Here is a 22,125-nt window from a genome sequence, read left to right as displayed (position 1 = left end):
CCTGTTGTGCGCAAAACAATTCCCTCAAATCACCCCAACCGAAAAGTCCTGCTAACTTTCACCAGAACTGCGCCAACACTGCACTCTTTGGCATAGCGATTGCGTTCATGGCACGCATTTAACCCACGGAAGGAACCTCATGCTGCAACTCCCCCCCACCCGCCAATGGATCGCCTCTGTGCTGGCGTGCGCTGGTTTGACGCTGACCGCCACTGCAGCGCTGGCCGACCCGCAATGGCCAGCCAAGCCCATCACCCTCATCATGAGCTTCCCTGCGGGCTCGGGGGTCGACGTGGTGGGCCGCTCGATCCAGGAGCCCCTGGGCAAGCTGCTGGGCCAACCGATCATCATCGACTACAGGACCGGCGCGGCGGGCAATATCGCCAGCGAGTTCGTGGCGCGCTCCAAGGCCGACGGGTACACGCTGGCATTTGGCACGGCCGCCACCCATGGCAGCAACGCGGCGCTGTACAAAAAACTGCCGTTCGATGTCGAAACCGACTTCGTTCCGGTGGCCCCCGTGCTGGACGTCTCCAACGTGTTGATGGTCAACCCCGACGTGATGCCCGCCAAGACCCTCAAGGAGTTTGCCGAGCTCATCAAGGCCAACCCCGGCAAATACAACTACGCGTCCACCGGCAATGGCACGGGCACGCACATGGCGTTTGCGGAATTGAACGCACGCCTGGGGCTGAACATGGTGCATGTGCCCTACAAGGGTGGCCCCGAGGCACTGACCTCCGTGGTGCGCGGCGAGACCTGCTGCATCATGAACCAGGTGCAGACGGCGCTGCCCCAGTACAAGGCCGGCAAAGTGCGCCTGCTGGGCGTCACCACGGCCAAGCCCGTGGCCTCCATTCCCGAAGTACCCACCATTGCGTCCAGCGGGGTTCCCGGCACACAAGGCTTCGACAGCTCCATCTGGTTTGGTGTTTTCGCTCCCCAAGGCACGGATGCGGCCATCGTCAACAAGCTCAACAGCGCCATTGGCACCGTGGTGCAACAGCCCGAAATCCGCGCCAAGTTCGAGGCCATGGGCAACACCATCCGCGTGGAATCCCCCGCCCAATTCAAGAAGACAGTGCACGACAACCGCACCAAGTGGGCCGAAGTCGTCAAGGCAGCAGGCATTGAACTGAACTAGCCCTTTTCTCCCTCCATCGCCCTCCGCAAGCACCATGTCCACTGCTACACACGCCCCCCACTCCTGCCCCTCTGCCACCGGCCTGGCCGCACTGGAGCAACGCCTGGCCCAGGACCTCCTCTACCTCGGCCTGCCGCCGCGCCCCTGGATTGCGCCCAGCACCTGCGGCAACCAGCCAGTGCTGGACGTGGTGATCGTCGGCGGTGGACAAGCCGGTTTGGCGGCAGCGGTAGGACTGGCCCATGTGGGCATCCAGGCCGTCATCCTGGACCGGGCACCCACCGACTTCGAAGGCCCGTGGGCGACCACGGCGCGCATGGAGACGCTGCGCTCCCCCAAGGAACTGGTGGGCCCGGCCATGGGGCAGCCGGCACTGACCTTTCGCGCCTGGTTCGTGGCCCAGTTCGGCACCGCCGCATGGGATGCGCTGGACAAGATCCCGCGCGTGCAATGGATGGACTACCTGCGCTGGTTCCGCCGTGTCACCCGGGTGGACGTGCGCAACACCACCACCGTCACCCAGATCGTGCCGCGCCCCGATGGGCTGGTGCGGGTGGAAGCCGAAACCGCCACCGGGCCGTCGGTCCTGCTCGCACGCCGCGTCGTGCTGGCCACCGGGCGCGACGGCCTGGGCGGCCCCGCGATCCCCGGTTTCATGCAGGCGCTGCCGCGCCACCTGTGGGCCCATTCTTCAGACCCCAACGACTACGCCTTGCTGAAAGGCCTGCGTGTGGGCGTCATCGGCGCAGGGTCGTCGGCCATGGACAGTGCCGCCACCGCACTGGAAATGGGCGCACGCAGCGTGGATCTGCTGATCCGGCGCAAAGACCTTCCCCGCATCAACAAAAGCAAAGGCTCGGGGGTGGCCGGTCTGACCCATGGCCACCACGACCTGTCAGATGCCGACAAGTGGCAGCTGCGCCACTACATCAACAGCGCCCAGGTGCCGCCACCGCGCGGCAGCACGCTGCGCGTGTCGCGCCACGCCAATGCGCACTTTCATCTGGGTTGCCCGGTGCAGGAGGTGCATGCCGAAGGCAACACCGTGGTGGTGCGCACACCCAAGGGCAAGTTTGAATTCGACTTCCTGATCGTGTCCACGGGGTTCGTCATCGACTGGAGCCGCCGCCCCGAATTCGCCGCCATCGCACCCCATATCCACGTATGGTCCCAACGCTACCAGCCCCCCGCGGACCAGCACGACCAGGAGTTGGCCGACTCTCCCGTGCTGGGCCCGGCGTTCGAGTTTCAGGAAGCCTCTCCGGGCACCTGCCCAGGCCTGTCCAAGGTGCATTGCTTTTGCTACCCCGCCACCCTGTCGCACGGAGCCGTCGCGGGTGACATTCCGAACATCAGCGACGGCGCGCGCCGCCTCGCTGCAGGCATTGCCAGTCACTTCTACCGTGAAGACTTCTCGCAGCACTTCGCCGCCCTGCAGTCCTACGAAGAACCCGAACTGATGGGCGACGAATGGGTTCCCGCCCCCGCGTTGCCTGCCGCCGAGACCGCCATGTCCTGACGGGCTTTGGCCCCGCCGTCCACCATCCCCCCAAAAAAAAGGAAGACAAACCTCCATGACCCACCCTTCCACCGCCGTCGATGTGATCGACCAGAGCGTGCCCTTGGTGCCGGGCGACGCATTGCACGCCCTGCGCCGCCAGCGCCCCAAAATCGTCGACGCCACCCAGGGCAGCTACGACGCCATGTTTGCGCCCGGCGTGGCTGGCGTATCGGTCATCGAGCGCCTGGCCATGGCCCTGCATGCCTGCCGCCTGGGCGGCGCCGCGCCGCTGGCAGCACATTACCGCGAACGCCTGCAGTCCGAAGGCGCCAGTCCGGCCACCGTGGCCGCGGCCGATGGCCAGGCCGATGCACCCGACGTGCGCATGGCGGCGCTGCTGGGTTTCACGGCCAAACTCACGCACAAGCCCATTGAAGGGGACCACCAGGCCGTCAAGGCACTGGAAAGCGTAGGACTGCAACCCGAGGCCCTGGTCGCCGTGGGCCAGCTCATCGCCTTCCTGTCCTACCAGATCCGCCTGCACGCCGGTCTGCGTGCGTTGGCCGCCGCGGGCCCCGGGCCTGCTGAATCCACGGCCCAGGCAGGCGCCGCCGCACCAGCGCCTGTCAGCGCGTTGCTTCCCAACCCCATCCGCATCCACGGCTTCACCAACGAGGTGCTGGATTGGCGCCCCTGGGTGGAGCCCGTGCGCCTGGAAGAAGCCACGCCCGAACAATTGGCGGCCCTGGATGCCATGAGCCCCACCGCCAAAGACCAGGCCTATTTCCGCTTGCTGGCGCACCAGCCCGAGATGCTGCTGCAACGCTCCATCGCGTTCAACGCCATCATGTTCGCCCCCGGCGGAATGCCGCGCGCCGAACGGGAACTGGGCGCCACGGTAGAGTCGCGGCTGAACGGCTGCGTGTACTGTGCCTCGGTCCACGCGCAGCGCTTCGAGCAGCTGGCCAAGCGCAACGATGTGATCGCCCAATTGTTTGACGACCCGGCCAACGCGGGCACCACCGTTCGCGAAAAATGCATCGTGCGCCTGTCCGCCGTGCTGGGCCTGGCCCCCGCCAAACTGGGTGCCGCCCATGTTCACGAGGCCCGCGCCGCAGGCCTCAGCGACACCGAGACCCTGGACCTGGTCCACGCCGTGGCCCTGTTCGCCTGGGCCAACCGCCTCATGCTCAACCTGGGTGAACCCATCCACCTGGACGGCACGCTCGCCGAGAAAGGACGCCTGTGATCCGCTATTCCGCAGAACATCTCTGGGTTCGCCTGGACGAAAACGGCCCCGGCGCCGTGGCCGGCATCACCCGCCACGCACAAGACACCCTGGGCGACATCGTGCTGGTGGACGTCGGTGCCCGTGGGCCACAAGCCGAGAACACCGTCATCGGCACGGTCGAATCGGTCAAGACGGCCTCCGACCTGCACATGCCGCTGGACGCGGACATTGTCGAAGTCAACCCGGCCCTGCAGGACAACCCAGGGCTGGTCAACGAAGACCCGCAGGGCGCGGGCTGGATGGTTCGCCTGGAACGGCTGGACAGCGCCCGCTTTGCCACGCTGATGGACGAGGCCGCCTACCAGGCCCACACCGGCGCCTGAGCGCACCGCACGGTCCGCAAAGCGCTTCTGCGGACCGTGCGCTTTGGGGGCACCGGGCGGCACGGCACAATCGACGCCTCCTTCCGTCCGCCCCCCGCATGCCCCCCATCGCCGTCATCGACTTTGAAACCACCGGCGTCTCGCCCGGCCAGGGCGCGCGCGCCACCGAGGTGGCCATCGTGCTGCTGGAGCAAGGTCAGGTGGTGGACCGGTTCCAGAGCCTCATGAAAACCGGGGTGTGGATTCCTTCCTTCATCACCCAGCTCACCGGCATCACCAATGCCATGGTGGCGGCCGCGCCCGACGCGGCGCAGGTGATGCAGGAGGCCGCGCGGTTTGTGGGCGATGCGCCCATGGTGGCGCACAACGCCGCGTTCGACAGCAAGTTCTGGCAGGCCGAGCTGGCCCTGGCCGGGCGGCCCGCGCCGCAGCCGTTTGCGTGCACGGTGCTGCTGTCGCGGCGGCTGTACCCCGAAGCGCCCAGCCACAAGCTCGGGACGCTGGTGGACTACCACGGCCTGCCGCGCACGGGCCAGGCGCACCGGGCGCTGGCCGATGCCGAGATGGCGGCCGCGCTGCTGGCACGCATGCAGCACGACCTGCGCACGCGCTGGCGGGTGGCCGAGCCCAGCCATGCGCTGCTGCAAACCCTGCAGCGCTGCGCCAAGCCCGCCGTGGGAGCGCTGCTGGCGCGGCACGCGGTGGCCTGAACGGGGCCCATGGGGTGCGCCCATGGCCAGCGCGGCACAACAGCTACAAAATCAATAGCTATTACCGCTTGATGGACAAGCGCCAAGGCTGCTTTTCATGCGTTTTTCGCAGACTGCCTGCATACTCGCGCTCCTCCCCCAATGAAAGGCTTTGCCATGTGGTTTCTGGTGCTTGGACTGGTGCTGTTTCTGGGTGTGCACTCGGTGCGCATCGTGGCCGATGGCTGGCGCGCGCAGACGCTGGCGCGGGTGGGCGAGGGGCCGTGGAAGGGGCTGTACTCGCTGGTGTCGGCCGTGGGCCTCGCGCTCATTGTGTGGGGCTACGGCCTGGCGCGGCAGCAGCCCGTGGTGCTGTGGGTGCCACCCGTGGGCATGCGGCACGCAGCGGCGCTGCTCACGCTGCTCGCCTTCATCCTGCTGGCCGCCACCTATGTGCCGCGCAATGCGATCAAGGCCCGGTTGCACCACCCCATGGTGCTGGGTGTGAAGGTGTGGGCGCTGGCGCATCTGCTGTCCAACGGCAACCTGGCCGATGTGCTGCTGTTCGGCAGCTTCTTGCTGTGGGCGGTGCTGAGCTTTCGCGCCGCGCGCCAGCGCGACCAGGCGCAGGGCACGGTGTACGCAGCAGGCAGTGCAGCGGGCACTGCCGCTGCTGTGGTGGTGGGCGCAGGGGCCTGGGCGGGCTTTGCGTTCTGGGGCCATGCCTGGCTGATTGGCGTGGCGCCGATGGGGCGCTAGCTGGCGCCGTAGGGGCTTCGCCCACCGGGGCCGCCCCAAATCCCGGAGAATCCGCGCTTTGCGTTTTTCCCCTATTTCCCCAAGAGATCCGTATGACCGAAGCCAACACCCCCGCCCAGCCACCCCTGCCCGACCACCTGTCGGTCAACCCCCGCAGCCCGCACCATGTGGCCGCCGTGTTCGAGCACGACATCGGCATCCGCCTCAATGGCAAGGAGCGTTTTGATGTGGAGGAATACTGCATCAGCGAAGGCTGGGTGAAGGTGCCCGCCGGCAAGACGCTGGACCGCAAGGGCCAGCCGCTGCTGATCAAGATCAAGGGCACGGTCGAAGCGTTCTACAAGTGACGACCGCCCCCCAGGCGGCTGCGCCGCACCCCGCTGCCGCCTGGGTCATCCACTGCGATGGCAGCGCCTGGCCCAACCCGGGGCGCATGGGCCTGGGGGCGGTGCTGACAGGCCCCGATGGCACCCTGCGGCACCAGATTTCCGAAGCCACCACCTTCACCGGCTGCAACAACGAGGCCGAACTGCGCGCGCTGATGCGGGCCTTGCAATGGCTGGCGCAGCAAGGGGTGGCGGCCTCCACCCCCGTGCAGGTGTTCAGCGACAACAGCGTGCTGGTGGAGCAGCTGGGCACGCAGCGGGCCGCAGCCCCCATTGCGCGGCTGGCGCCGTTGTTTGACGAGGCGCGCAGCGTGCTGCAAACATTCCACAACGTTCGCCTGCAATGGATTCCGCGCCACCGCAACGGCGCTGCCGACACCCTGGCACGCGCCGCACTGGGGCTGACGCCCAAGGCGGCCATGCCGCCTGGCCACGGCGACAAAAAGAAAAACAAACAGAAAAAGCGGCGCTGACGGCCTCCGCTCTCAAGCGCCCGCACGGGCCAGCAGCAGTGCCTGTTCCTGCGCGTTGCGCGTGAGGCCGGCAGCCCGTGTGAACTCGGCCCGCGCTTCTGTCCCCCGGCCCAGCTTGGCCAGCAGATCGCCGCGCACGCTGGGCAGCCAGTGGTAGTGGCGCAGGCTGGGTTCTGCGGCCAGTGCGTCCACCAGCGCGAGCGCGGCCCCGGGCCCTTCGGCCATGCCCACGGCCACGGCGCGGTTCAGCGCCACCACGGGCGAGGGCGCCACCTGCAGCAGCGCGTCGTACAGCGCCACGATGTGGGGCCAATCCGTGTCCTGCGCCCGCCTGGCACGTGCGTGGCAGGCGGCAATGGCGCCCTGCAGCGCATACGGCCCCCAGGCGTGGCCTGCGCGCGCAAGCTGCTCGGCCTTGTCCAAAGCGGCCAGCCCCCGGCGCACCAGCAGGTGGTCCCAGCGCGCGCGGTCCTGGTCCATCAGCAGCACGGGCTGGCCCTCGCCATCGGTGCGTGCGGGCAGGCGCGAGGCCTGGATTTCGAGCAGGGCCACCAGGCCCTGCACCTCGGGTTCTTCGGGCACCAGGCTGGCCAGCACCCGCACCAGGCGCTGGGCCTCGCCGCACAGCGCGGGCCGCATCCAGTCGTCGCCCGCCGTGGCGGCATAGCCTTCGTTGAAGACCAGGTAGAGGACTTCGAGCACCGAGGCCAGGCGCGGTGCGCGCTCGGCCGCGCCGGGCACTTCAAACGGCACCTGCGCGGCCGCCAGGCTGCGCTTGGCGCGCACGATGCGCTGCGCGATGGTGGGCTCGGGCACCAAAAACGCACGCGCGATTTCGGCCGTGCTGAGGCCGCCCAGCAGCCGCAGCGTGAGTGCCACGCGCGCCTCGGTGGGCAGCACGGGGTGGCAGGCGGTGAAGATCAGGCGCAGCAGGTCGTCGCCAATGTCGTCCTGCTGTGCGTGCATGAGGGTCTCCACCACGTCGGGCGCGTACTGGGCTTCGAGCGCTTCCAGGTCGTGGCCCAGCGCCTCGTGCTCGCGCTGGTGCAGGGCCTGCTGGCGCAGGTGGTCGATGGCGCGGCGCTTGGCCGTGGTCATGAGCCACGCGGCCGGGTTGGCGGGCAGGCCGGTGGTGGGCCAGTGCTCCAGCGCGGCCACCAGCGCGTCCTGTGCCAGCTCCTCGGCCCGGCCCACGTCGCGCGTCATGCGCGCCACGCTGGCGATGATGCGCGCGGCCTCGATGCGCCACACCGAGTCGATGCTGCGGTGCAGGGCCTCGCGGTCGGGCAGGGCAGGGGGGTTCACACCTTCTTAACCCAGGGCCTTGCTGGCGTCCACCATGTGGACGAACTCCCAGCTGTGGCCGTCCAGGTCGTCAAAACTGCGCGAGTACATGAAGCCCAGGTCCTGCGCGGGGCGGGGCGTGGTGCCGCCGGCCGCCACGGCCTTGGCGACCAGGGCATCCACCTCCTCGCGACTGTTGCATGAGAAGCACACCAGCACCTCGGAGGTTGTGCGTGCGTCGGCAATCGTTTTGCTGGTGAAGGTTTGGTAGAAGTCTTTCACCAAAAGCATCACGAAGAGGTTCTCGCCCACCACCAGGCAGGCGCCCTGGTCGTTGGTGAACTGGGGGTTGAATTCGTAGCCCAGGGCGCGAAAAAACACCTGCGAGCGGGCCATGTTCTCGATGGGCAGGTTCACGAAGATTTGCTGGTGCATGGAGGTCTCCTGAAGGGTGGGGACGGTATAGGGAAACGGGGGGTTTGGCAAAGGGGGCGCGGCTCAGGCCGCAGGCTTTTGCAGCACGGCCTGCAGGTTGCCCAGGCCGTCCTCGAAGTCCTGCCCCACCATGCGGTCCATGTTGAAGAACAGGTGGGCGATCTTGGCGAGGTAGGGCACGGGGCCCTGCATGGCCCAGGTGACGCGGGTGGCGCCAGTGCCTTCGGGCTGCAGCGTGAACTCGACCTGGTTGTGGGCTTCGAAGGGTTTCACGAAGTCGAGCTTCATGCCCACGTGGCGGGGGGCGGTGGCGTCCACGATTTCCATGCTGCCGGTGCCCACCTTGTCGCCCTGCCAGGCGTAGCGTGCGCCGGGGCCGGCCGTGGTGGCGCTGTACTGGCCCTGGAGGGCGGGGTCCTTGCGCTCGTAGGGGTTCCAGGTGTTGAACTGGCGCAGGTCGTGGATGAGCCCGTAGACCCGCTCGGGCGGCGCGGGGACTACGCGGCTGCGCTCCACGCGGAAGCTGTCGGGGCGCGTGGCCGCATAGGCCAGCAGCAGGGCCAGGGCGGCGAGCAGTACGAGGACGATGGTCTTGATCATGGGGGTGTGTCCTGGGTGTGTTTTGGGTGTGCGGGCTTCAGCCGCGCAGGGCTTCGAGGTCGGGGAAGTTCTCCACCCCGTCGATCGCGGCGAAGTCTTCCATCTCAAACAGCTGGCGCACCTCGATTTCTGCGTCCAGCCCTTCGCCGCGCGGGTTGGGAAAGCGGCGCGTCCACTCCAGCGCCTCGTCGCGGCTGCGCACCTGGATCAGGGTGTAGCCCGCGATGAGTTCCTTGGTCTCGGTGAACGGGCCGTCGGTGACGGTGCGGCCCCCTGCCGGGCTGTAACGCACGCGCCAACCCAGTGTGCTGGGCTTGAGGCCGCTGCCGTCCAGCAGCACGCCCGCGCGGGCCAGCTCCTCGTGGTAGCGGCCCATGTCGGCCAGCAAGGTGCTGCTGGGCATGCAGCCCTGTTCGGATTCGGCCGTGGCCTTGACGATGATCATGAAACGCATGGGATCTCCGGGTGGTGTTGAACAGCAGAAGCGGAGTGCGCAGGCCCGGATCTTCGGTCCTTGATGATCCCGATCCTGTCTGCGCGCTTCATCCCTACGACGAACGGGCCCCCCGCACATCGACATGCCAACGGTACGGAAGCGGAAAAACAAGGGTTAGCACCTAGAAAAATGGGGATTTCAGGGGCCAGCCCGTCCCACCGCAGCCCCTGCGCATGGCCCGGTGCCCCGGGGGGGAATGTAGGGAGATCACTGATCCCACCCCCTGTGATCCGCACGAAGGTCTGGATACAATTTGTTAAGAACAGATCCATCGCACCGCTTGACGCGCCCTCCCGCACGCCAGCCTCGAACGAAAGAGCGCCAGCCAGCCACACCAGGAGCCCAGCCCATGGCACGAGGATCGCGCAACCCGCAACGGCAGCCGCCCCGGCAGAGGGCGGCGCGGTTGCTTATGGTCCCCCGGGTGCTGGCCCTGTTGTGCGCCGGGGCCGCAGCCAGCGTGCAGGCCCAGGCCCAGGTGGCCATGGTCGACCTGCCGCTGGAGCAGCTCATGCAGATGCAGATCACCACGGCCAGCCGCTATGCACAAACGGCCCTGGAAGCCCCCGCCGCCGTGAGCGTGGTCACGGCCGACGATATCCGGCTTTTTGGCTACCGCACGCTGGCCGAGGTGCTGGGCAGCATGCGCGGGCTGTACATCTCCTACGACCGCGCCTACCACTACCTGGGCACCCGGGGCTTTGCGACCCCGGGCGACTACAACACGCGGGTGCTGCTGCTGGTCAACGGGGTGCGCTTCAACGACAACATCTACGACCAGGCGAGCATCGGCAGCGACTTTCCGCTGGACCTGGACCTGGTGGACCGGGTGGAGTTCGTGCCCGGCCCCGGGTCGGCGGTGTACGGGGCCAACGCCTTCTTCGGCGTCGTCAATGTGATCACGCGCGACGGCCGCCAGCTGGCCGGGCCGCAGGTCAGCACCGAGGTCGGCAGCCACGGCAGCGCCAAGCTGCGGTTTTCCGTGGGCACGGTGGATGCGCAGGGCGGCGACTGGCTGCTTTCGGCCACGCGGGCCGCCACGCGCGGGGCCGACCAGTACTACCCGGCCTACGATGCGCCCGCGAACCATGGCGGCGTGGCGCAGCGCCTGGACTATGACCGCAGCACCCAGCTGTTTGCCCGCATGCACCGCGAGGGGCTGACGCTCACGCTGGCCCATGGCGAGCGCACCAAGGGCGTGCCCACTGCAGCCTTCTCGCAGGTTTTCAACGACCCGCGCTCGCGCTTCATCGACAAGAGCACGCGCCTGGCGGCCGAATACACCGCGCAGCTGCAGCCGTCGCTGGCGTTCACCGGGCGCCTGCATGCGGGGCGCTACCAGTATGTGGGCGACTATGTGTACGACTACCCGCCCGTGACGCTGAACCGCGATGTGAGCAACGGCCAGTGGTGGGGCACCGAATGGCAGTGGGTGAGCACCGCGCTGGCGCGCCACAAGCTGTCCTGGGGCCTGGACTACCGGCGCGACACCCGCATCGAGCAGCTCAACATCGACCTCGATCCCCCCGCGCAGCACCTGGACGCCCACCGCAAGGGCAACGTGCTGGGCCTGTACGTCCAGGACGAGTTCGCGCTCAGCCCCGACCTCACGCTCCATGCCGGGCTGCGCTGGGGCAAGCAGTCGGGCAGCGCGGGCGCCATCCATCCTCGCCTGGGCCTGGTGTACTGGTGGAATGCCGCCACCGCCCTCAAGCTGCTGCACGGCACCGCGTACCGCCCCCCCAATGCCTACGAACGCGACTACCGCGTAGACCTGCCGGGCGGCGTGGTCGAGGGCGCGGGCCTGCGCTCGGAGCGCGTGCGCACCACCGAGCTGGCGCTGGAGCATGCGCCCACCGGGGCCAGCCGCGTGCTGCTGACGGCGTTCCGCTCGGCCGTGACCGACCTGATCGCGCAGGATGCGGCAGGCAGCACCGACCGGCTCACCTTCGGCAACACGCGCGCCGTGCAGGTCCATGGCCTGGAGGCCGAGGCCGAGCAGCGCTGGCAGGGCGGGCAGCGCCTGCGCATGGCCTATGGCTGGCAAAAGGCGCGCGACCCTTCGCAGCCGCAGCCGCTGACCAATGCCCCGCGGCATCTGCTCAAAGTCCAGTGGTCCGACACCCTGCGGCCCGCCCCAGGGTCGGGCGGGACTGCGGGGCGCTACGCCATCGAGGCCATCGGCATCGGCAGCCGCAGCACGCTGCAGGGAACGCGCCTGCCCGCGCATGTCCTGACCCATGCGACCTACTCCACGCGCATCGCGGATGTCGATGTGTCGGTGGGGGTCTACAACCTGTTCAACCGCCGGTACGCAGACCCCGCCTCGTTCGATATCCGCGAGGAAGCGATCCGCCAGGACGGGCGGACCTACCGCCTCAAGCTGACCTACGCGTTCTGAGCCATGTGCAACACCCTGCGCCTACGCAACCTGCTGGTGGTCTGGCTGTGGATGCTGTGCGGGTCGGGGTGGAGCCTGGCCCGGGCCAACGAACCGGTGGCCGAGCAGGACCTGAAGGCCGCCTACATCTTCAACTTCATCCAGTTCATCGAATGGCCCGAGGGCGACGCGGCCGCCTCCGGCGACCTGACCCTGTGCGTGTCGCCCTTCAGCCCATTGAAACGCGCCCTGGCCACGCTGGACGGCAAGCAGGCCCCCAAGGGCCGCACCGTGCGGGTAAGGCTGCTGGAGACCGCCAGCCTGCGCCAGTGCCGGGTGCTCATCCTGCACAACGCGGACGTGGAACCGGCGCTGCGCGCCCTGCGGGCCCTGCCTGCCGCGCATGGCGTGCTGAGCATTTCCGACGAACTCACCTTCGTCAACCCGGAGATCGTGATCGCGCTCACCGAGCAGCAGGGGCGCATCGTGTTCGGCATCAACGCCGACGCTGCAGCCAAGGCGGGCCTGACCATCAGCTCGCGGCTGCTGCGGCTGGCCAAGGCGGGGCGGTGAGATGAGAACCTCAGCCCCCACCCCGTACACCACTGCGCCGGCCCTGCTGCTGCCGCCCATCCTGCTGTCGTCGAAACTGGTGGTGACGGGCATCCTCTCGGCCGGCCTGGCGCTGTTGACCGTGGTGCTGGCGCTCACGGGCGTGGACTACTGGAGCAGCCGCACCTCCATGCTGCAGGACAGCCGGGTGGAAGCCGCCATCGTGGCCGACAACGTGTCTGCCGCAGTCATGTTCCGCGACACGGGCACGGCCAACGAGATGCTGGCTGCGCTGCGGTCGTCGCCCATGGTGCTGGCGGCGGGCGTGTACGACACCGACGGCGTGCTGTTTGCGCACTACGTGCGCGAACGCGACCCGGACTTCCCGACCACGCTGCGCGCGGCGGGCATGGAGGACGCGCTGGAGCGCCCCGGGTGGAACCTGCTCGAGATCATCCGCCCCATCGAAGGCACGGCCGCGCCCCTGGGAACGCTCTACATCCGCAAGTCGATGCGGGAGGTCCACACCCGCCTGGCGGTCCGCTTCTTCAGCGCCTTGCTCATTGCCGTGTGCGTGATGGCCATGGCCACCGCCATGGTGCTGCGCAGCCGTGCCGCCGTGCGAGAGGCCGAGCACCGCCTGCATGCACTGGCGCACACCGATGCCGTCACCGGCACCGGCAACCGCCACGCGTTCAATGAACGGCTGGCGGCCGAGCTGGAGCTGGCCCGCAGCGGCAGGCACCGGGTGGCCCTGGTCTACATCGACCTGGACAACTTCAAGACGCTCAACGACACCTTCGGGCACGCCGCCGGCGACGGCCTGCTGCGCCAGGTGGCGCAGCGCCTGCAGTCCGTGGTGCGCAGCACCGACACCATCTCGCGCCTGGGCGGCGACGAATTTGCGCTGACCCTGCGGCTCGACATGGACGACGTGGCACTGGACAAGTACGCGCAGCGCATCATCGGCGTCTTCCAGGCCGCCTACACCGAGGTCGGGCAGCAGGTGAACGTGACTGGCAGTGCGGGCATCGCCACCTTTCCGGACGATGCGTCGGACATCAACGCCCTGGTCAGCAATGCCGACACCGCCATGTACCGCGCCAAGGAAATGGGCAAGAACCGCTGCGTGCGGTTCGACCCGTCCATGAACCAGGCCGTGGTGCGGCGCCAGACCATCGAGCACGCGCTGCGCGCCGAGCTGGAGCAGCAGGGCGGAGGGCTGGCACTGCACTACCAGCCCCTGTTCGCGGCCCGCGGCGGGGCGGTGGTGGGGGCCGAAGCCCTGCTGCGCTGGACCCATGCGGAGCTGGGCACGGTGTCGCCGCTCGAAGCCGTCTCGGTGGCCGAGGACTGCGGCCTCATCATTCCGCTGGGGTACTGGGTGCTGCGCACCGCCTGCCGGGACGCATCGCGCTGGAACGCACACGGGCCGCTGCGGGTGGCCGTCAACATCTCGGCCCGCCAGCTGGGCGATCCGCAGTTTCTGGAGCGCGTGATGGACATCCTGCGCGAGGAAGGCCTGCCCGCCCACCTGCTCGAAGTCGAACTCACCGAAACCGTGCTCATGGAAAACATGGAGGCCGGCGCCCACACACTGCACCGCCTGAGCCAGCTGGGCATCCACCTGGCGATCGACGACTTCGGCACCGGCTACTCGTCGCTGGCCTACCTGCGCCAGCTGCCGATGCGGCGCCTGAAGATCGACCGCAGCTTTGTGCGCGACCTGCCCGAGCAGGAACACAGCCGCACCATCGTCACCGCCATCGTGGCCCTGGCCCATGGCCTGGGGTTGGAAGTGACCGCCGAAGGCGTGGAAACACCGCAGCAGGCCGACTACCTGGTGCAGCAGGGCTGCGATGTGCTGCAGGGCTATGTGTTTGCGCGCCCCATGCCCGTTGCGCAGTTCCTGGCCCTGCAGGCCGGGGTCACGGCACCCACGGCCTAGGGATCCTCTGCACGAATCGAGCGGTAAGTGGGCGCTGCGGATCGGGAGGGGCTGCAAGGCGCAAAACTTCGCAATAGCCGTAGCTATTGCGAAGTTTTGCAACGCCGCAGTCTGCCCGAGACCGCAGATGCACACGACGCGGTGATTTGTGCAGAGGATCCCTGGGTCACACCGCGCCGTCGTAGCAGGGCGCCAGCTCGCGCACCTCGATGGTGGCCCATGCGGCGGCCGGGCACTCGTGGGCAATCGCCACGGCCTCGTCGCGCGTGGCGCAGTCGAGCAGATAGAACCCGCCCACCATTTCCTTGGTCTCGGCAAACGGACCATCGACCAGCCGCGGCAGCCCCTCGCGCACCTGCAGCCGCACGGCCTGCTCGGTGGAAGCCAGCGACTCGCTCGCCCGCAGCAGGCCCCGGGCCTTCAGCCCTTCGCCAAAACGCAGCATGCGGGCATAGGCGTCCTGGCCTGCGGCCAGGCCACGCTCGGCCCGCTGGCCGTGGGGTTCCATGATGAGCAGCATGTAGGGCATGGGGTCTCCGGGAAAGTGATGGGGTGATCGCCAACGGCGGCAACCGTGGCCGTGCGCCATCCTAGCAGCCGCAAATGCTTCAAAATTAATAGCTACTTCCGATTGCCCAACGGGCGCTAGCGGTTGTTTCATTGCATTTTGTTGCGCACCGCAGCAAGCCTGTGCTATCGTTTGGCGCTATGCAACGCAGCATGCTCCTATCCACCCTATCGCTAGGCCTAGTGCTTGGCCGGGGTCTGCCTGCGTTCGCCACCCTCGTTGCCTGACTCGCTCAGCGCAACACCTGATCTCCCCCTGACCCCGGCCCGCGAACCAGCCTTTGCACACGCAAAGGGCTGCAGGGGATGTCACACGTTTTGTTTTTCATTCGTTGTTGAACTGCAGTGCGCCAACGCACTGCACACCGTTCGTGGAGCCTCTCATGATTGCCAAGCCCGCCACCAAGTACCAGCCCATCGCCCCCATTGCGCTCGCCGACCGCCAATGGCCCTCCCGCAGCATCACCCACGCGCCCCGGTGGCTCTCCACCGACCTGCGCGACGGCAACCAGGCGCTGTTCGAGCCCATGAACGGCGAGCGCAAGATGAAGCTCTTCCACGAGCTGGTGCGCATCGGCTTCAAGGAAATCGAGGTTGGCTTCCCGGCCGCGTCGCAGACCGACTTCGACTTCGTGCGCCGCCTCATCGACGAGCACCTGATCCCCGATGACGTGACCATCATGGTCATGACCCAGTCGCGCGAGGACCTGATCGCGCGCACCGTGGAGGCCGTGCAGGGCGCGCCCCGCGCCATCGTGCACCTCTACAACGCCACCGCGCCCGCCTGGCGGCGCATCGTGTTCGGCATGAACGTGACACAGGTGATGCAGCTCATCGCGCACCACGTGGGCTACCTCAAGCAGCTCACCGATGCACAGCCCGCCACGCAATGGACGCTGCAGTACTCGCCCGAGACCTTCAGCGCCACCGAGCTCGACGTGTCGCTCAAAGCCTGCCAGACCGCGATTGCCACCTGGGGCGCAGGCCCCGGCCGCCCCATCATCATCAACCTGCCCACCACGGTGGAGAACGCCACGCCCAACGTGTTCGCCGACCAGATCGAGTGGATGGACCGGCACCTCGCTCCCCGCGAGCACATCGTGCTGTCGGTGCACCCGCACAACGACCGGGGCACGGGCGTGGCGGCGGCCGAGCTGGCGATGATGGCTGGCGCCGACCGCGTGGAAGGCTGCCTGTTCGGCAACGGCGAGCGCTGCGGCAATGTGGACATCGTGACGCTGGCGCTCAACCTGTACACGCAGGGCGTGCACCCGAACCTCGATTTTTCGGACATCACCTCGGTCGCGCGCATTGCCGAGGAATGCACCTCGCTGCCCGTACACCCGCGCCACCCCTACGCGGGCGACCTGGTGTTCACCGCGTTCTCGGGCTCGCACCAGGACGCGATCAAGAAGGGCTTCGCCGCGCAAGACCCGAACGCACTGTGGGAGGTGCCGTACTTGCCCATCGACCCGGCCGACCTTGGCCGTACCTACGACAGCGTGATCCGCGTGAACAGCCAGTCGGGCAAGGGCGGCATCGCCTTTTTGCTGGAGCGCGAACACGGCGTGGTGATGCCCCGGCGCATGCAGGTGGAGTTCAGTGCCGTGGTGCAGCGCCAGACGGACGCTAGCGAGGGCGAGATGAGCGGCGATGCGCTGTGGAGCCTGTTCCAGGCCACCTACCTGAACACGCCCGCGCAGGCCGCCATCGTCTGCCACGGCCACCGGCTCGATGAAGACGGGCAGGGCATCGAACTCGATGTGACCATTGACGGCACGCGCCAGCATTTGCGCGGCCAGGGCAACGGCCCCATTGCCGCCACGGTGGACGCGCTGGGCCTGCCGCTGCGGGTGGACCACTACGAAGAGCGCGCCACGGGCACGGGCGCCAACGCGCAGGCCCTGGCGATTGTGGAAGCCGCGATGGACGGCGTGGCCGGCGCCACCTTCGGCGCAGGCGCCCACCACAACATCGTGACCGCCTCGGTGCAGGCCATCGTGAGCGTGGCCAACCGGCTGGCACAGCGGGGTGGCGGCCTGGAATCATCAAAAAAGATAGCTGCTAGCGCTTGATGGATAAGCGCTACAGGCCTGTTTGTTCTACACTCCGGCCCATGCGCGCCATCCTTCCCTGCCTGGCTTGCGCAGCCGCCCTGCTGGTGCTGGGCGGCTGCAGCTCCCCCCGTGTGCCGTCACCGCCACCGCCTGCGTTCGGCGTGCATTCGCCCCTGTCGGACACGCAGGCCCACGACCTGGCGATCCATGCCCTGGGCCTGGTGGGCACGCCCTACCGCTATGGGGGCAACACGCCCGAGGGCGGCTTCGACTGCAGCGGTCTCATCGGCTACGTCTACAAGAACAGCGCGGGGATTGCACCGCCGCGCACCGTGGCACAGCTCGCGGGCTTCGGCCAGCGCGTGGATGCGGAGCAGCTGCGCACCGGCGACCTGGTGGTGTTCGGCACCAACCATGCCGGCATCTACGTGGGCGAGGGCCGCTTCGTGCACGCACCTTCCACCGGTGGAACCGTGCGCATGGACCACCTGCAGTCGCGCCACTGGGCCCGCCAGAACGCATCGTTCCGGCGGCCCTGAAAGGCACCCCAGGGGCAGGGTCGCCCCCGGAAAACGCAGCCCACGCCCTGCGCCGAAACAGCGGGCTGCAATCCCCACCAGGCGGCCTTCGCTGGTCCGAAAAATCCCTGCACCCATGCGCAGGGCGTGTCTGCAAAACCCAGGCGCGGTGGCGCCGTTCAGAACCTTCAGAACGTGTGGCGGATGCCCACGCCCCATCCGGTCTGCGATCCGCCGGCAGCGGGTGCCGCGCCCGCCGCCGCGTTGCTGACCGACAGCGCCAGGCTGCCATCGTTGGCGATGTGGCCCGCCGTGGCATAGACCGCCGTGCGCTTGGACAGGTGGTAGGTGCCGCGCAGCGCGAACAAGGTGGCCTGGTTGGGGCTGTTCTTGTAGTCGAGCTTGAACACCTGCCCGTCCAGCACGAACTGCGGGGTGACAGGATACGCAGCCCCCAGGTACCACAGGCTGCTGCGCGGTGTGGCGGCGCTGGCCTCGTTGCGGCGCGCGATCAGGCCCGCGCCCAGCTTCAGGTCCCCCCACTTGCCCCAGCCCGCGAGGGTGGAGCGGCGGTCGGTCAGGGCGCTGCTGGTCAGGCCCGCAAAGGCACCGGCGCCGCCACGGATTTCATCCACGGCCGCCGACACCCCCCAGGTGGCCATGTCGTACTTGGCCAGCAGCGACCATTGACGACAGGCCTTGGTGTCGGTGCCGCTATCGCCCGCGCAGTTGGTGCCCGAGGGGCTGGGGCCCGCATTCACGGCATCCCGGCCCAGGCTGTAGGTGGCGCCCAGCGTGAAGCCGCTGAACGTGCCCCGGTAGGCAATGGCGTTGTCCACCCGCGCATTGGGCAGGTAGCTGTCGAGCGAGCCCGATCCGAACATCGCCGGGCCCAGGATGTCGGCATCCAGCTGCGACCAGAACAGCATCGAATACTGGCGCCCCAGGCTCACTGTGCCCCAGGGCGCGGCAAGCCCCACAAAGGCCTGGCGGCCAAACGCGCGCCCGCCCTGGTTGAGCGTGCCGTTGTCCACGCTGAGGCCTTGCTCCAGCGTGAAGATGGCGCGCAGGCCATCGCCCAGGTCTTCACTGCCGCGAAAACCCAGGCGCGAAGGCGCCTGGCCGCCGGTCAGGCCGGGCATGCGGGTGACGCCGCCGGTGGGCGCATTGCCCAGGTGCTCCACGGCCGCATCCACGGTGCCGTACAGGTTCACGCTGGACTGGGCCTGTGCAGCACAGGCCGCCATGGCCAGGGCCGCGATGGCCAGGGGTTTCAATGTCTTCTTCATGGTGTCTCCTTGGGTTGGATCAGGTGGGGAAAGAGGTCTTCTGGACTTGTACGGATGCGCGTTCGGGTCACCAGGCAAACCCGTTCGGGCTGAGCCTTCGACAGGCTCAGCGTGAACGGTGTGGTGTTTTTTGAGTGCATGCCGGTATCAGCTGCTCGTGGACATGGCCTGCGGGGCGGCGGAGTCCCACGCCAGTGGCCGGGCATCCTTGCCGGCGACGGAATACAGGGCGCCCGGGGCATTGCGCGTGCGCTGGAAGGCCTCCAGCGTTTCGCCGCGCATGGCGGCGTAGATGTGCAGGTTGGACACCCCCACCACGGCGCCCAGCTTTTCCAGCATGAAGAAGATCACGCCGTACTGGATGAGCGCGCGCCAGTCGCGCGCGCGCACCATGGCGCGCTCGGCCTCGGGCAGGCCGGCGCGTTCGTAGGCGGCCTCTTCGTCGGCCAGGAAGGCCGTGCGCTGCGCAGGCACGATGAGGCCGTGCAGGAAGTGGTTGAGCCGGTAGGCCTTGACGCTGCGCTCCAGCGTGAACGGGTAGCTGCCCGCCAGGTGCTCGGCCCCGGCCAGCTGGGTGTCGATGTGCGCATGGTGGCGGGCCATTTCGGCGGCCGAGGGCTTGCCCGCCAGGTTCTCGTACACGGCCGTGGCAATGCCTGTCATCGAGGGCAGGTAGTAGCTGCGGTGCAGGCACTTCACGCGCGCGGACAGCGCGCCGCGCATCACCAGCCACATGATGACCTCGGCGCCCTCCACGCCGCCCAGCGCGGCAAACTCGGCATGGGTCATGCCGGCCAGGCGCTCGGGGTCGTTCTCGAACCAGTCCAGGAACTGCTGGTCCCAGGCGGTGTTGTTGAAGCCCGCGCGCTCGCCATGCACCTGGTGCGACAGGCCGCCCGTGGCCACGATGCCGACCTTCAGCGGCTCGGGGTAGCTCTCGATGGCGCGGCGCAGCGCCTGGCCCAGCTTGTAGCAGCGCCGCGCCGTGGGGATGGGGAACTGCAGCACGCCGATCTGCAGCGGCACCAGGCGCACGGGCCAGCCGGCCTGCGCATCCTGCGGGCACAGCATGGACAGCGGCGAAAAGCAGCCGTGGTCCAGCGCCCGGTCCTGAAAGAACGACATGTCGAACTCGTCGGCCATGAGGCTGCGCCCCAGGTGGGCCGCAAACGCCGGGTGGCCCTGCACGGTGGGCAGGTCGCGTGCGCCCGCGCCCTCGTCGGCCACGGCCCACTCTGGGCCCACACCCAGCGTGAAGGCCGAGTAGTGGTCGAAGAAGAACGAGGTGACATGGTCGTTGTAGATGAACAGCAGCACATCGGGCTGGCGCTCGGCCACCCACTGGCGCACCGGGTCGAAGGCCTCGAAGATGGGCGCCCACACGGGGTCGCCGCGCTTGTCGCGGTCGTAGGCGAAGCCGATGGTGGGCGTGTGGGACGCGGCAATGCCGCCGATGATGGTTGCCATGGTGAACAGTGAAAGTGCTTGAGAGCGTTGGTGCAGGGTGGCACCAACCAATGCAGAACGTGGGCGGACGCTTATTTGGTGGCGGCCAGCTTCTGGTCGATCCAGATGAAGGCGTTCTGCACGTCGTAGTTGCCGGCGTGGCCCTGGTCCCAATGCAGGGCGAAGTCGATGTCCTTGACCTTGCTGTCGGCCTTCAGGGCTCGGCTGATGTTGTAGGCCACGGTGAAAGAGGTGTCGCGGTCGCGTGCGCCCACGCGGATGCGCCAGTTGGGCGTGATGCCGCCCGTTTTGCCGATGTAGGCCAGCGCGTTGATCATCTTGTACTGGTTCTGCAGAAATGGCAGCTGCGGGTTGTTGGCCCAGGCGACGCCTGTGTTCTTCAGGCCCACGTCGGCTTGCTTGGCATTGACTGCGTCACCGCCATTGTTGTTGGTCCATGCGTATTCGGTGAAGTTGGAATACAGCTGGGACGCAGTGCCGAACAGGTTGGATTCGCCGCCGCTGTAGTTGCCGTAGATGGTGGCGCCTGCCTTGGTGGTGTCAGCGGTCGGGGTGGCGGCCAGGGCCGATGTCTGGCCGATCTGGTCGAAGCCGGGCACGGCCTTGAGGCGGGCCTGCTTGGCCACGAACTTCAGGTAGTTCGACAAGTTGAAGGTGTTGACCGTGCCGCTGGCGTCGACGTCGATGAAGTCGTTCTTGTAGGACAGGATTCCGCTGCCACCAGCCACCCCGTTGGCCGCCGCGCTGCCGGTGGCGTTGTAGGCGACGATGGACTTGCCCGACTTCACATATGCGCTGGCCGCCTTCTTGAACTCGGTCTGCAGGGCAGACAGCATGTTGTCGGCGGTGAGTACTGTGCCGTCGTCGTTCTTCAGGCCCAAACCGGCCTGGTAGGCGATGAACTTGGCCATCAGCGCAGCGCTGCCGGTGGGGTCGGAGTTGGAGGCGCGCACGAGTTCATTGCCGTTGGCGTCGACGATCAGGCCGGCCTTCTGGTCTCCTGAGACCAGCTTGCGTGTGTCCAGCACGTTGAACATCCATTCGTAGGCCAGATCGGCGCTGCCCATGTCCTGGATCGGGCAGTACGCGACGAGGGCGAAAACGCTGTCGCTGATGGAACTGCGGCCTTCCGTGTCGATGCCGGCTGCGCCGGCTGCCTTCAGGTAGGGGTAGTAATCGGCGCTGTCGCCGGTGGAGCCGAGTTGCGTGGTCTGCGCGCCGCCGCCGCTGGTGCCGTTGACCACGATGCGGCTGGCGCTGCCAGGCATCACGCCATCGTTCAGGCGCAGGTAGCGCACGGCGGCCTTGGCGTCGACGATGGCCGCAGGCGACTTGCCCTGGTAGATGCCGTCGTCGTAGACACCGGCAGGAGCCGTGGCGCCACGACTGCGCGAGGCCATGTTGATGTACACCATGCCACGGGCCAGTGCCGCGCCGATCTTGTCGGTGTCGCTGGTGCTGACGTAGCTGCCGCCATTCTTGATGTCCGCACCGCTGTAGTTGGTGCTGGTGAGGGGGTCGGTGCCGTTCCAGCCGCCCTTGCCGCCCTGGTAGCTGGCCAGCCAGCCGGCGTTGTTGACGTTGAGCAGGATGGCGTTGTCCTGCTTCTGTGCGTCTGCCTCACGCACAAAAATGTTCATGTTCTGGTAGCCACAGGCCTGGTTGTCCACGGCGCCGGCGGACTGCGTAGGTGCCAGCTTCATCGGCTTGCCGACATAGCACACCTCGCGGTACCAGCGCACCGGCGTGCTCACACCGTCGAGGGTGACGGTGAGGGTGGTGTACTGGGTCTTGTCGAAAGCCAGTTGGCTGTCATAGACGCCAGGATCTGCTTTGTCGCCGCCGCCACAGGCCGTCATGAGGCTGGCGGCCGAGATGACGGCAAGGACGCGAAGCTTGAAAGTGGGGCACTTGCTCATGAGAGTCTCCTTAACCCGTATGGGCTTGTTGTATGAATTCTTGAAAA

At 67.7% G+C, this 22,125-nt stretch carries 21 protein-coding genes; 13 read left to right on the top strand and 8 right to left on the bottom strand.

From position 1 onward, the window contains the following. Positions 1-139 precede the first annotated feature (139 nt). From DBV10_RS00850 to DBV10_RS00815, 8 genes are all read left to right on the top strand, one after another. Positions 140-1,144 (top strand): tripartite tricarboxylate transporter substrate binding protein, encoded by a 1,005-nt coding sequence (locus tag DBV10_RS00850; RefSeq protein ID WP_124509668.1) that lies wholly within the window; start codon positions 140-142, stop codon positions 1,142-1,144. Positions 1,145-1,178: 34 nt separating this feature from the next. Further along, complete coding sequence (locus DBV10_RS00845) at positions 1,179-2,663, top strand: NAD(P)-binding domain-containing protein (RefSeq protein ID WP_124509666.1); 1,485 nt, start codon at positions 1,179-1,181, stop codon at positions 2,661-2,663. A gap of 55 nt (positions 2,664-2,718) precedes the next feature. Then, positions 2,719-3,894, top strand: coding sequence for a peroxidase-related enzyme (locus tag DBV10_RS00840; protein ID WP_124509664.1), 1,176 nt, complete (start codon positions 2,719-2,721; stop codon positions 3,892-3,894). Next, entirely contained in the window at positions 3,891-4,259 is a 369-nt protein-coding gene (locus DBV10_RS00835) for a glycine cleavage system protein H (RefSeq protein WP_124509662.1), read from the top strand. Before DBV10_RS00840 ends, DBV10_RS00835 begins: the two co-directional genes overlap by 4 nt. 98 nt (positions 4,260-4,357) lie before the next feature. Then, a complete protein-coding gene (locus tag DBV10_RS00830) occupies positions 4,358-4,969 on the top strand; it encodes a PolC-type DNA polymerase III (protein ID WP_124509660.1) in 612 nt (203 codons plus the stop codon). Between the two features lie 156 nt (positions 4,970-5,125). Next, entirely contained in the window at positions 5,126-5,707 is a 582-nt protein-coding gene (locus tag DBV10_RS00825) for an NnrU family protein (RefSeq protein WP_124509658.1), read from the top strand. 92 nt (positions 5,708-5,799) lie between these two features. Continuing rightward, positions 5,800-6,054: a DUF3297 family protein gene (locus DBV10_RS00820; RefSeq protein ID WP_124509656.1), complete on the top strand. Its 255-nt coding sequence runs from the start codon at positions 5,800-5,802 to the stop codon at positions 6,052-6,054. Further along, complete coding sequence (locus DBV10_RS00815; RefSeq protein ID WP_124509654.1) at positions 6,051-6,566, top strand: ribonuclease HI family protein; 516 nt, start codon at positions 6,051-6,053, stop codon at positions 6,564-6,566. The genes DBV10_RS00820 and DBV10_RS00815 overlap by 4 nt, the downstream gene beginning before the upstream one ends. A gap of 12 nt (positions 6,567-6,578) precedes the next feature. Here DBV10_RS00815 and DBV10_RS00810 read toward each other — a convergent pair whose 3' ends face one another. The 4 genes from DBV10_RS00810 to DBV10_RS00795 form a co-directional block, all read right to left on the bottom strand. Beyond that, positions 6,579-7,871: an RNA polymerase sigma factor gene (locus DBV10_RS00810; protein WP_199740012.1), complete on the bottom strand. Its 1,293-nt coding sequence runs from the start codon at positions 7,869-7,871 to the stop codon at positions 6,579-6,581. A 6-nt stretch (positions 7,872-7,877) separates the two neighbouring features. Then, positions 7,878-8,285 (bottom strand): VOC family protein, encoded by a 408-nt coding sequence (locus DBV10_RS00805; protein ID WP_124509652.1) that lies wholly within the window; start codon positions 8,283-8,285, stop codon positions 7,878-7,880. A 63-nt stretch (positions 8,286-8,348) separates the two neighbouring features. Continuing rightward, positions 8,349-8,885: an SRPBCC family protein gene (locus DBV10_RS00800; protein ID WP_124509650.1), complete on the bottom strand. Its 537-nt coding sequence runs from the start codon at positions 8,883-8,885 to the stop codon at positions 8,349-8,351. A gap of 37 nt (positions 8,886-8,922) precedes the next feature. Next, positions 8,923-9,339 carry a YciI family protein gene (locus DBV10_RS00795; protein ID WP_124509648.1) on the bottom strand — a complete coding sequence of 139 codons (417 nt, stop codon included), beginning with the start codon at positions 9,337-9,339 and terminating at the stop codon, positions 8,923-8,925. Positions 9,340-9,730: 391 nt separating this feature from the next. Between DBV10_RS00795 and DBV10_RS00790 the strand changes: the two genes are divergently transcribed. The 3 genes from DBV10_RS00790 to DBV10_RS00780 are packed head-to-tail and all read left to right on the top strand — an operon-like array spanning position 9,731 to position 14,261. Next, the gene (locus DBV10_RS00790) at positions 9,731-11,782 is read left to right on the top strand and encodes a TonB-dependent siderophore receptor (RefSeq protein WP_233589753.1); all 2,052 of its coding nucleotides are present in this window, start codon (positions 9,731-9,733) and stop codon (positions 11,780-11,782) included. Positions 11,783-11,785: 3 nt separating this feature from the next. Beyond that, positions 11,786-12,334, top strand: coding sequence for a YfiR family protein (locus DBV10_RS00785; protein ID WP_124509646.1), 549 nt, complete (start codon positions 11,786-11,788; stop codon positions 12,332-12,334). A gap of 1 nt (position 12,335) precedes the next feature. After that, positions 12,336-14,261 carry a bifunctional diguanylate cyclase/phosphodiesterase gene (locus DBV10_RS00780; RefSeq protein WP_124509644.1) on the top strand — a complete coding sequence of 642 codons (1,926 nt, stop codon included), beginning with the start codon at positions 12,336-12,338 and terminating at the stop codon, positions 14,259-14,261. A 166-nt stretch (positions 14,262-14,427) separates the two neighbouring features. Here the strand turns inward: DBV10_RS00780 and DBV10_RS00775 are convergent, their stop codons facing one another. After that, positions 14,428-14,790: a YciI family protein gene (locus DBV10_RS00775; RefSeq protein WP_124509642.1), complete on the bottom strand. Its 363-nt coding sequence runs from the start codon at positions 14,788-14,790 to the stop codon at positions 14,428-14,430. A 421-nt stretch (positions 14,791-15,211) separates the two neighbouring features. Here DBV10_RS00775 and leuA point away from each other — a divergent pair, with 421 nt between their 5' ends. Further along, positions 15,212-16,903, top strand: a complete 1,692-nt coding sequence (gene leuA, locus DBV10_RS00770; RefSeq protein WP_124509640.1) for a 2-isopropylmalate synthase — start codon at positions 15,212-15,214, stop codon at positions 16,901-16,903. Between the two features lie 41 nt (positions 16,904-16,944). Beyond that, entirely contained in the window at positions 16,945-17,424 is a 480-nt protein-coding gene (locus tag DBV10_RS00765; protein ID WP_124509638.1) for a C40 family peptidase, read from the top strand. A gap of 167 nt (positions 17,425-17,591) precedes the next feature. On the opposite strand, the gene DBV10_RS00760 is transcribed toward DBV10_RS00765, so the two are convergent. From DBV10_RS00760 to DBV10_RS00750, 3 genes are all read right to left on the bottom strand, one after another. Beyond that, positions 17,592-18,692 (bottom strand): porin, encoded by a 1,101-nt coding sequence (locus DBV10_RS00760; RefSeq protein WP_124509636.1) that lies wholly within the window; start codon positions 18,690-18,692, stop codon positions 17,592-17,594. A gap of 147 nt (positions 18,693-18,839) precedes the next feature. After that, positions 18,840-20,159 (bottom strand): gallate dioxygenase, encoded by a 1,320-nt coding sequence (locus DBV10_RS00755; RefSeq protein WP_124509634.1) that lies wholly within the window; start codon positions 20,157-20,159, stop codon positions 18,840-18,842. 71 nt (positions 20,160-20,230) lie between these two features. Next, positions 20,231-22,078 carry a subtype B tannase gene (locus DBV10_RS00750; protein WP_124509632.1) on the bottom strand — a complete coding sequence of 616 codons (1,848 nt, stop codon included), beginning with the start codon at positions 22,076-22,078 and terminating at the stop codon, positions 20,231-20,233. Positions 22,079-22,125: the final 47 nt, after the last annotated feature.

This window comes from Acidovorax sp. FJL06 (assembly GCF_003852545.1).
Taxonomy (GTDB): Bacteria; Pseudomonadota; Gammaproteobacteria; order Burkholderiales; family Burkholderiaceae_C; genus Acidovorax.
The sequence above is the reverse complement of the archived record's forward strand: the minus strand, read 5'-3'. Positions and strand labels throughout refer to the sequence as shown.

Bases quoted from the DNA above. Each gene is read 5' to 3' on its own strand.
- DBV10_RS00795 (WP_124509648.1), bottom strand. From the start codon at position 9,339: ATGCGTTTCATGATCATCGTCAAGGCCACGGCCGAATCCGAACAGGGC.
- DBV10_RS00800 (WP_124509650.1), bottom strand. From the start codon at position 8,885: ATGATCAAGACCATCGTCCTCGTACTGCTCGCCGCCCTGGCCCTGCTG.
- DBV10_RS00780 (WP_124509644.1), top strand. From the start codon at position 12,336: ATGAGAACCTCAGCCCCCACCCCGTACACCACTGCGCCGGCCCTGCTG.
- DBV10_RS00805 (WP_124509652.1), bottom strand. From the start codon at position 8,285: ATGCACCAGCAAATCTTCGTGAACCTGCCCATCGAGAACATGGCCCGC.
- DBV10_RS00750 (WP_124509632.1), bottom strand. From the start codon at position 22,078: ATGAGCAAGTGCCCCACTTTCAAGCTTCGCGTCCTTGCCGTCATCTCG.
- DBV10_RS00760 (WP_124509636.1), bottom strand. From the start codon at position 18,692: ATGAAGAAGACATTGAAACCCCTGGCCATCGCGGCCCTGGCCATGGCG.
- DBV10_RS00790 (WP_233589753.1), top strand. From the start codon at position 9,731: ATGGCACGAGGATCGCGCAACCCGCAACGGCAGCCGCCCCGGCAGAGG.
- DBV10_RS00755 (WP_124509634.1), bottom strand. From the start codon at position 20,159: ATGGCAACCATCATCGGCGGCATTGCCGCGTCCCACACGCCCACCATC.
- leuA (WP_124509640.1), top strand. From the start codon at position 15,212: ATGATTGCCAAGCCCGCCACCAAGTACCAGCCCATCGCCCCCATTGCG.
- DBV10_RS00765 (WP_124509638.1), top strand. From the start codon at position 16,945: ATGCGCGCCATCCTTCCCTGCCTGGCTTGCGCAGCCGCCCTGCTGGTG.
- DBV10_RS00820 (WP_124509656.1), top strand. From the start codon at position 5,800: ATGACCGAAGCCAACACCCCCGCCCAGCCACCCCTGCCCGACCACCTG.
- DBV10_RS00785 (WP_124509646.1), top strand. From the start codon at position 11,786: ATGTGCAACACCCTGCGCCTACGCAACCTGCTGGTGGTCTGGCTGTGG.
- DBV10_RS00830 (WP_124509660.1), top strand. From the start codon at position 4,358: ATGCCCCCCATCGCCGTCATCGACTTTGAAACCACCGGCGTCTCGCCC.
- DBV10_RS00850 (WP_124509668.1), top strand. From the start codon at position 140: ATGCTGCAACTCCCCCCCACCCGCCAATGGATCGCCTCTGTGCTGGCG.
- DBV10_RS00825 (WP_124509658.1), top strand. From the start codon at position 5,126: ATGTGGTTTCTGGTGCTTGGACTGGTGCTGTTTCTGGGTGTGCACTCG.
- DBV10_RS00840 (WP_124509664.1), top strand. From the start codon at position 2,719: ATGACCCACCCTTCCACCGCCGTCGATGTGATCGACCAGAGCGTGCCC.
- DBV10_RS00845 (WP_124509666.1), top strand. From the start codon at position 1,179: ATGTCCACTGCTACACACGCCCCCCACTCCTGCCCCTCTGCCACCGGC.
- DBV10_RS00775 (WP_124509642.1), bottom strand. From the start codon at position 14,790: ATGCCCTACATGCTGCTCATCATGGAACCCCACGGCCAGCGGGCCGAG.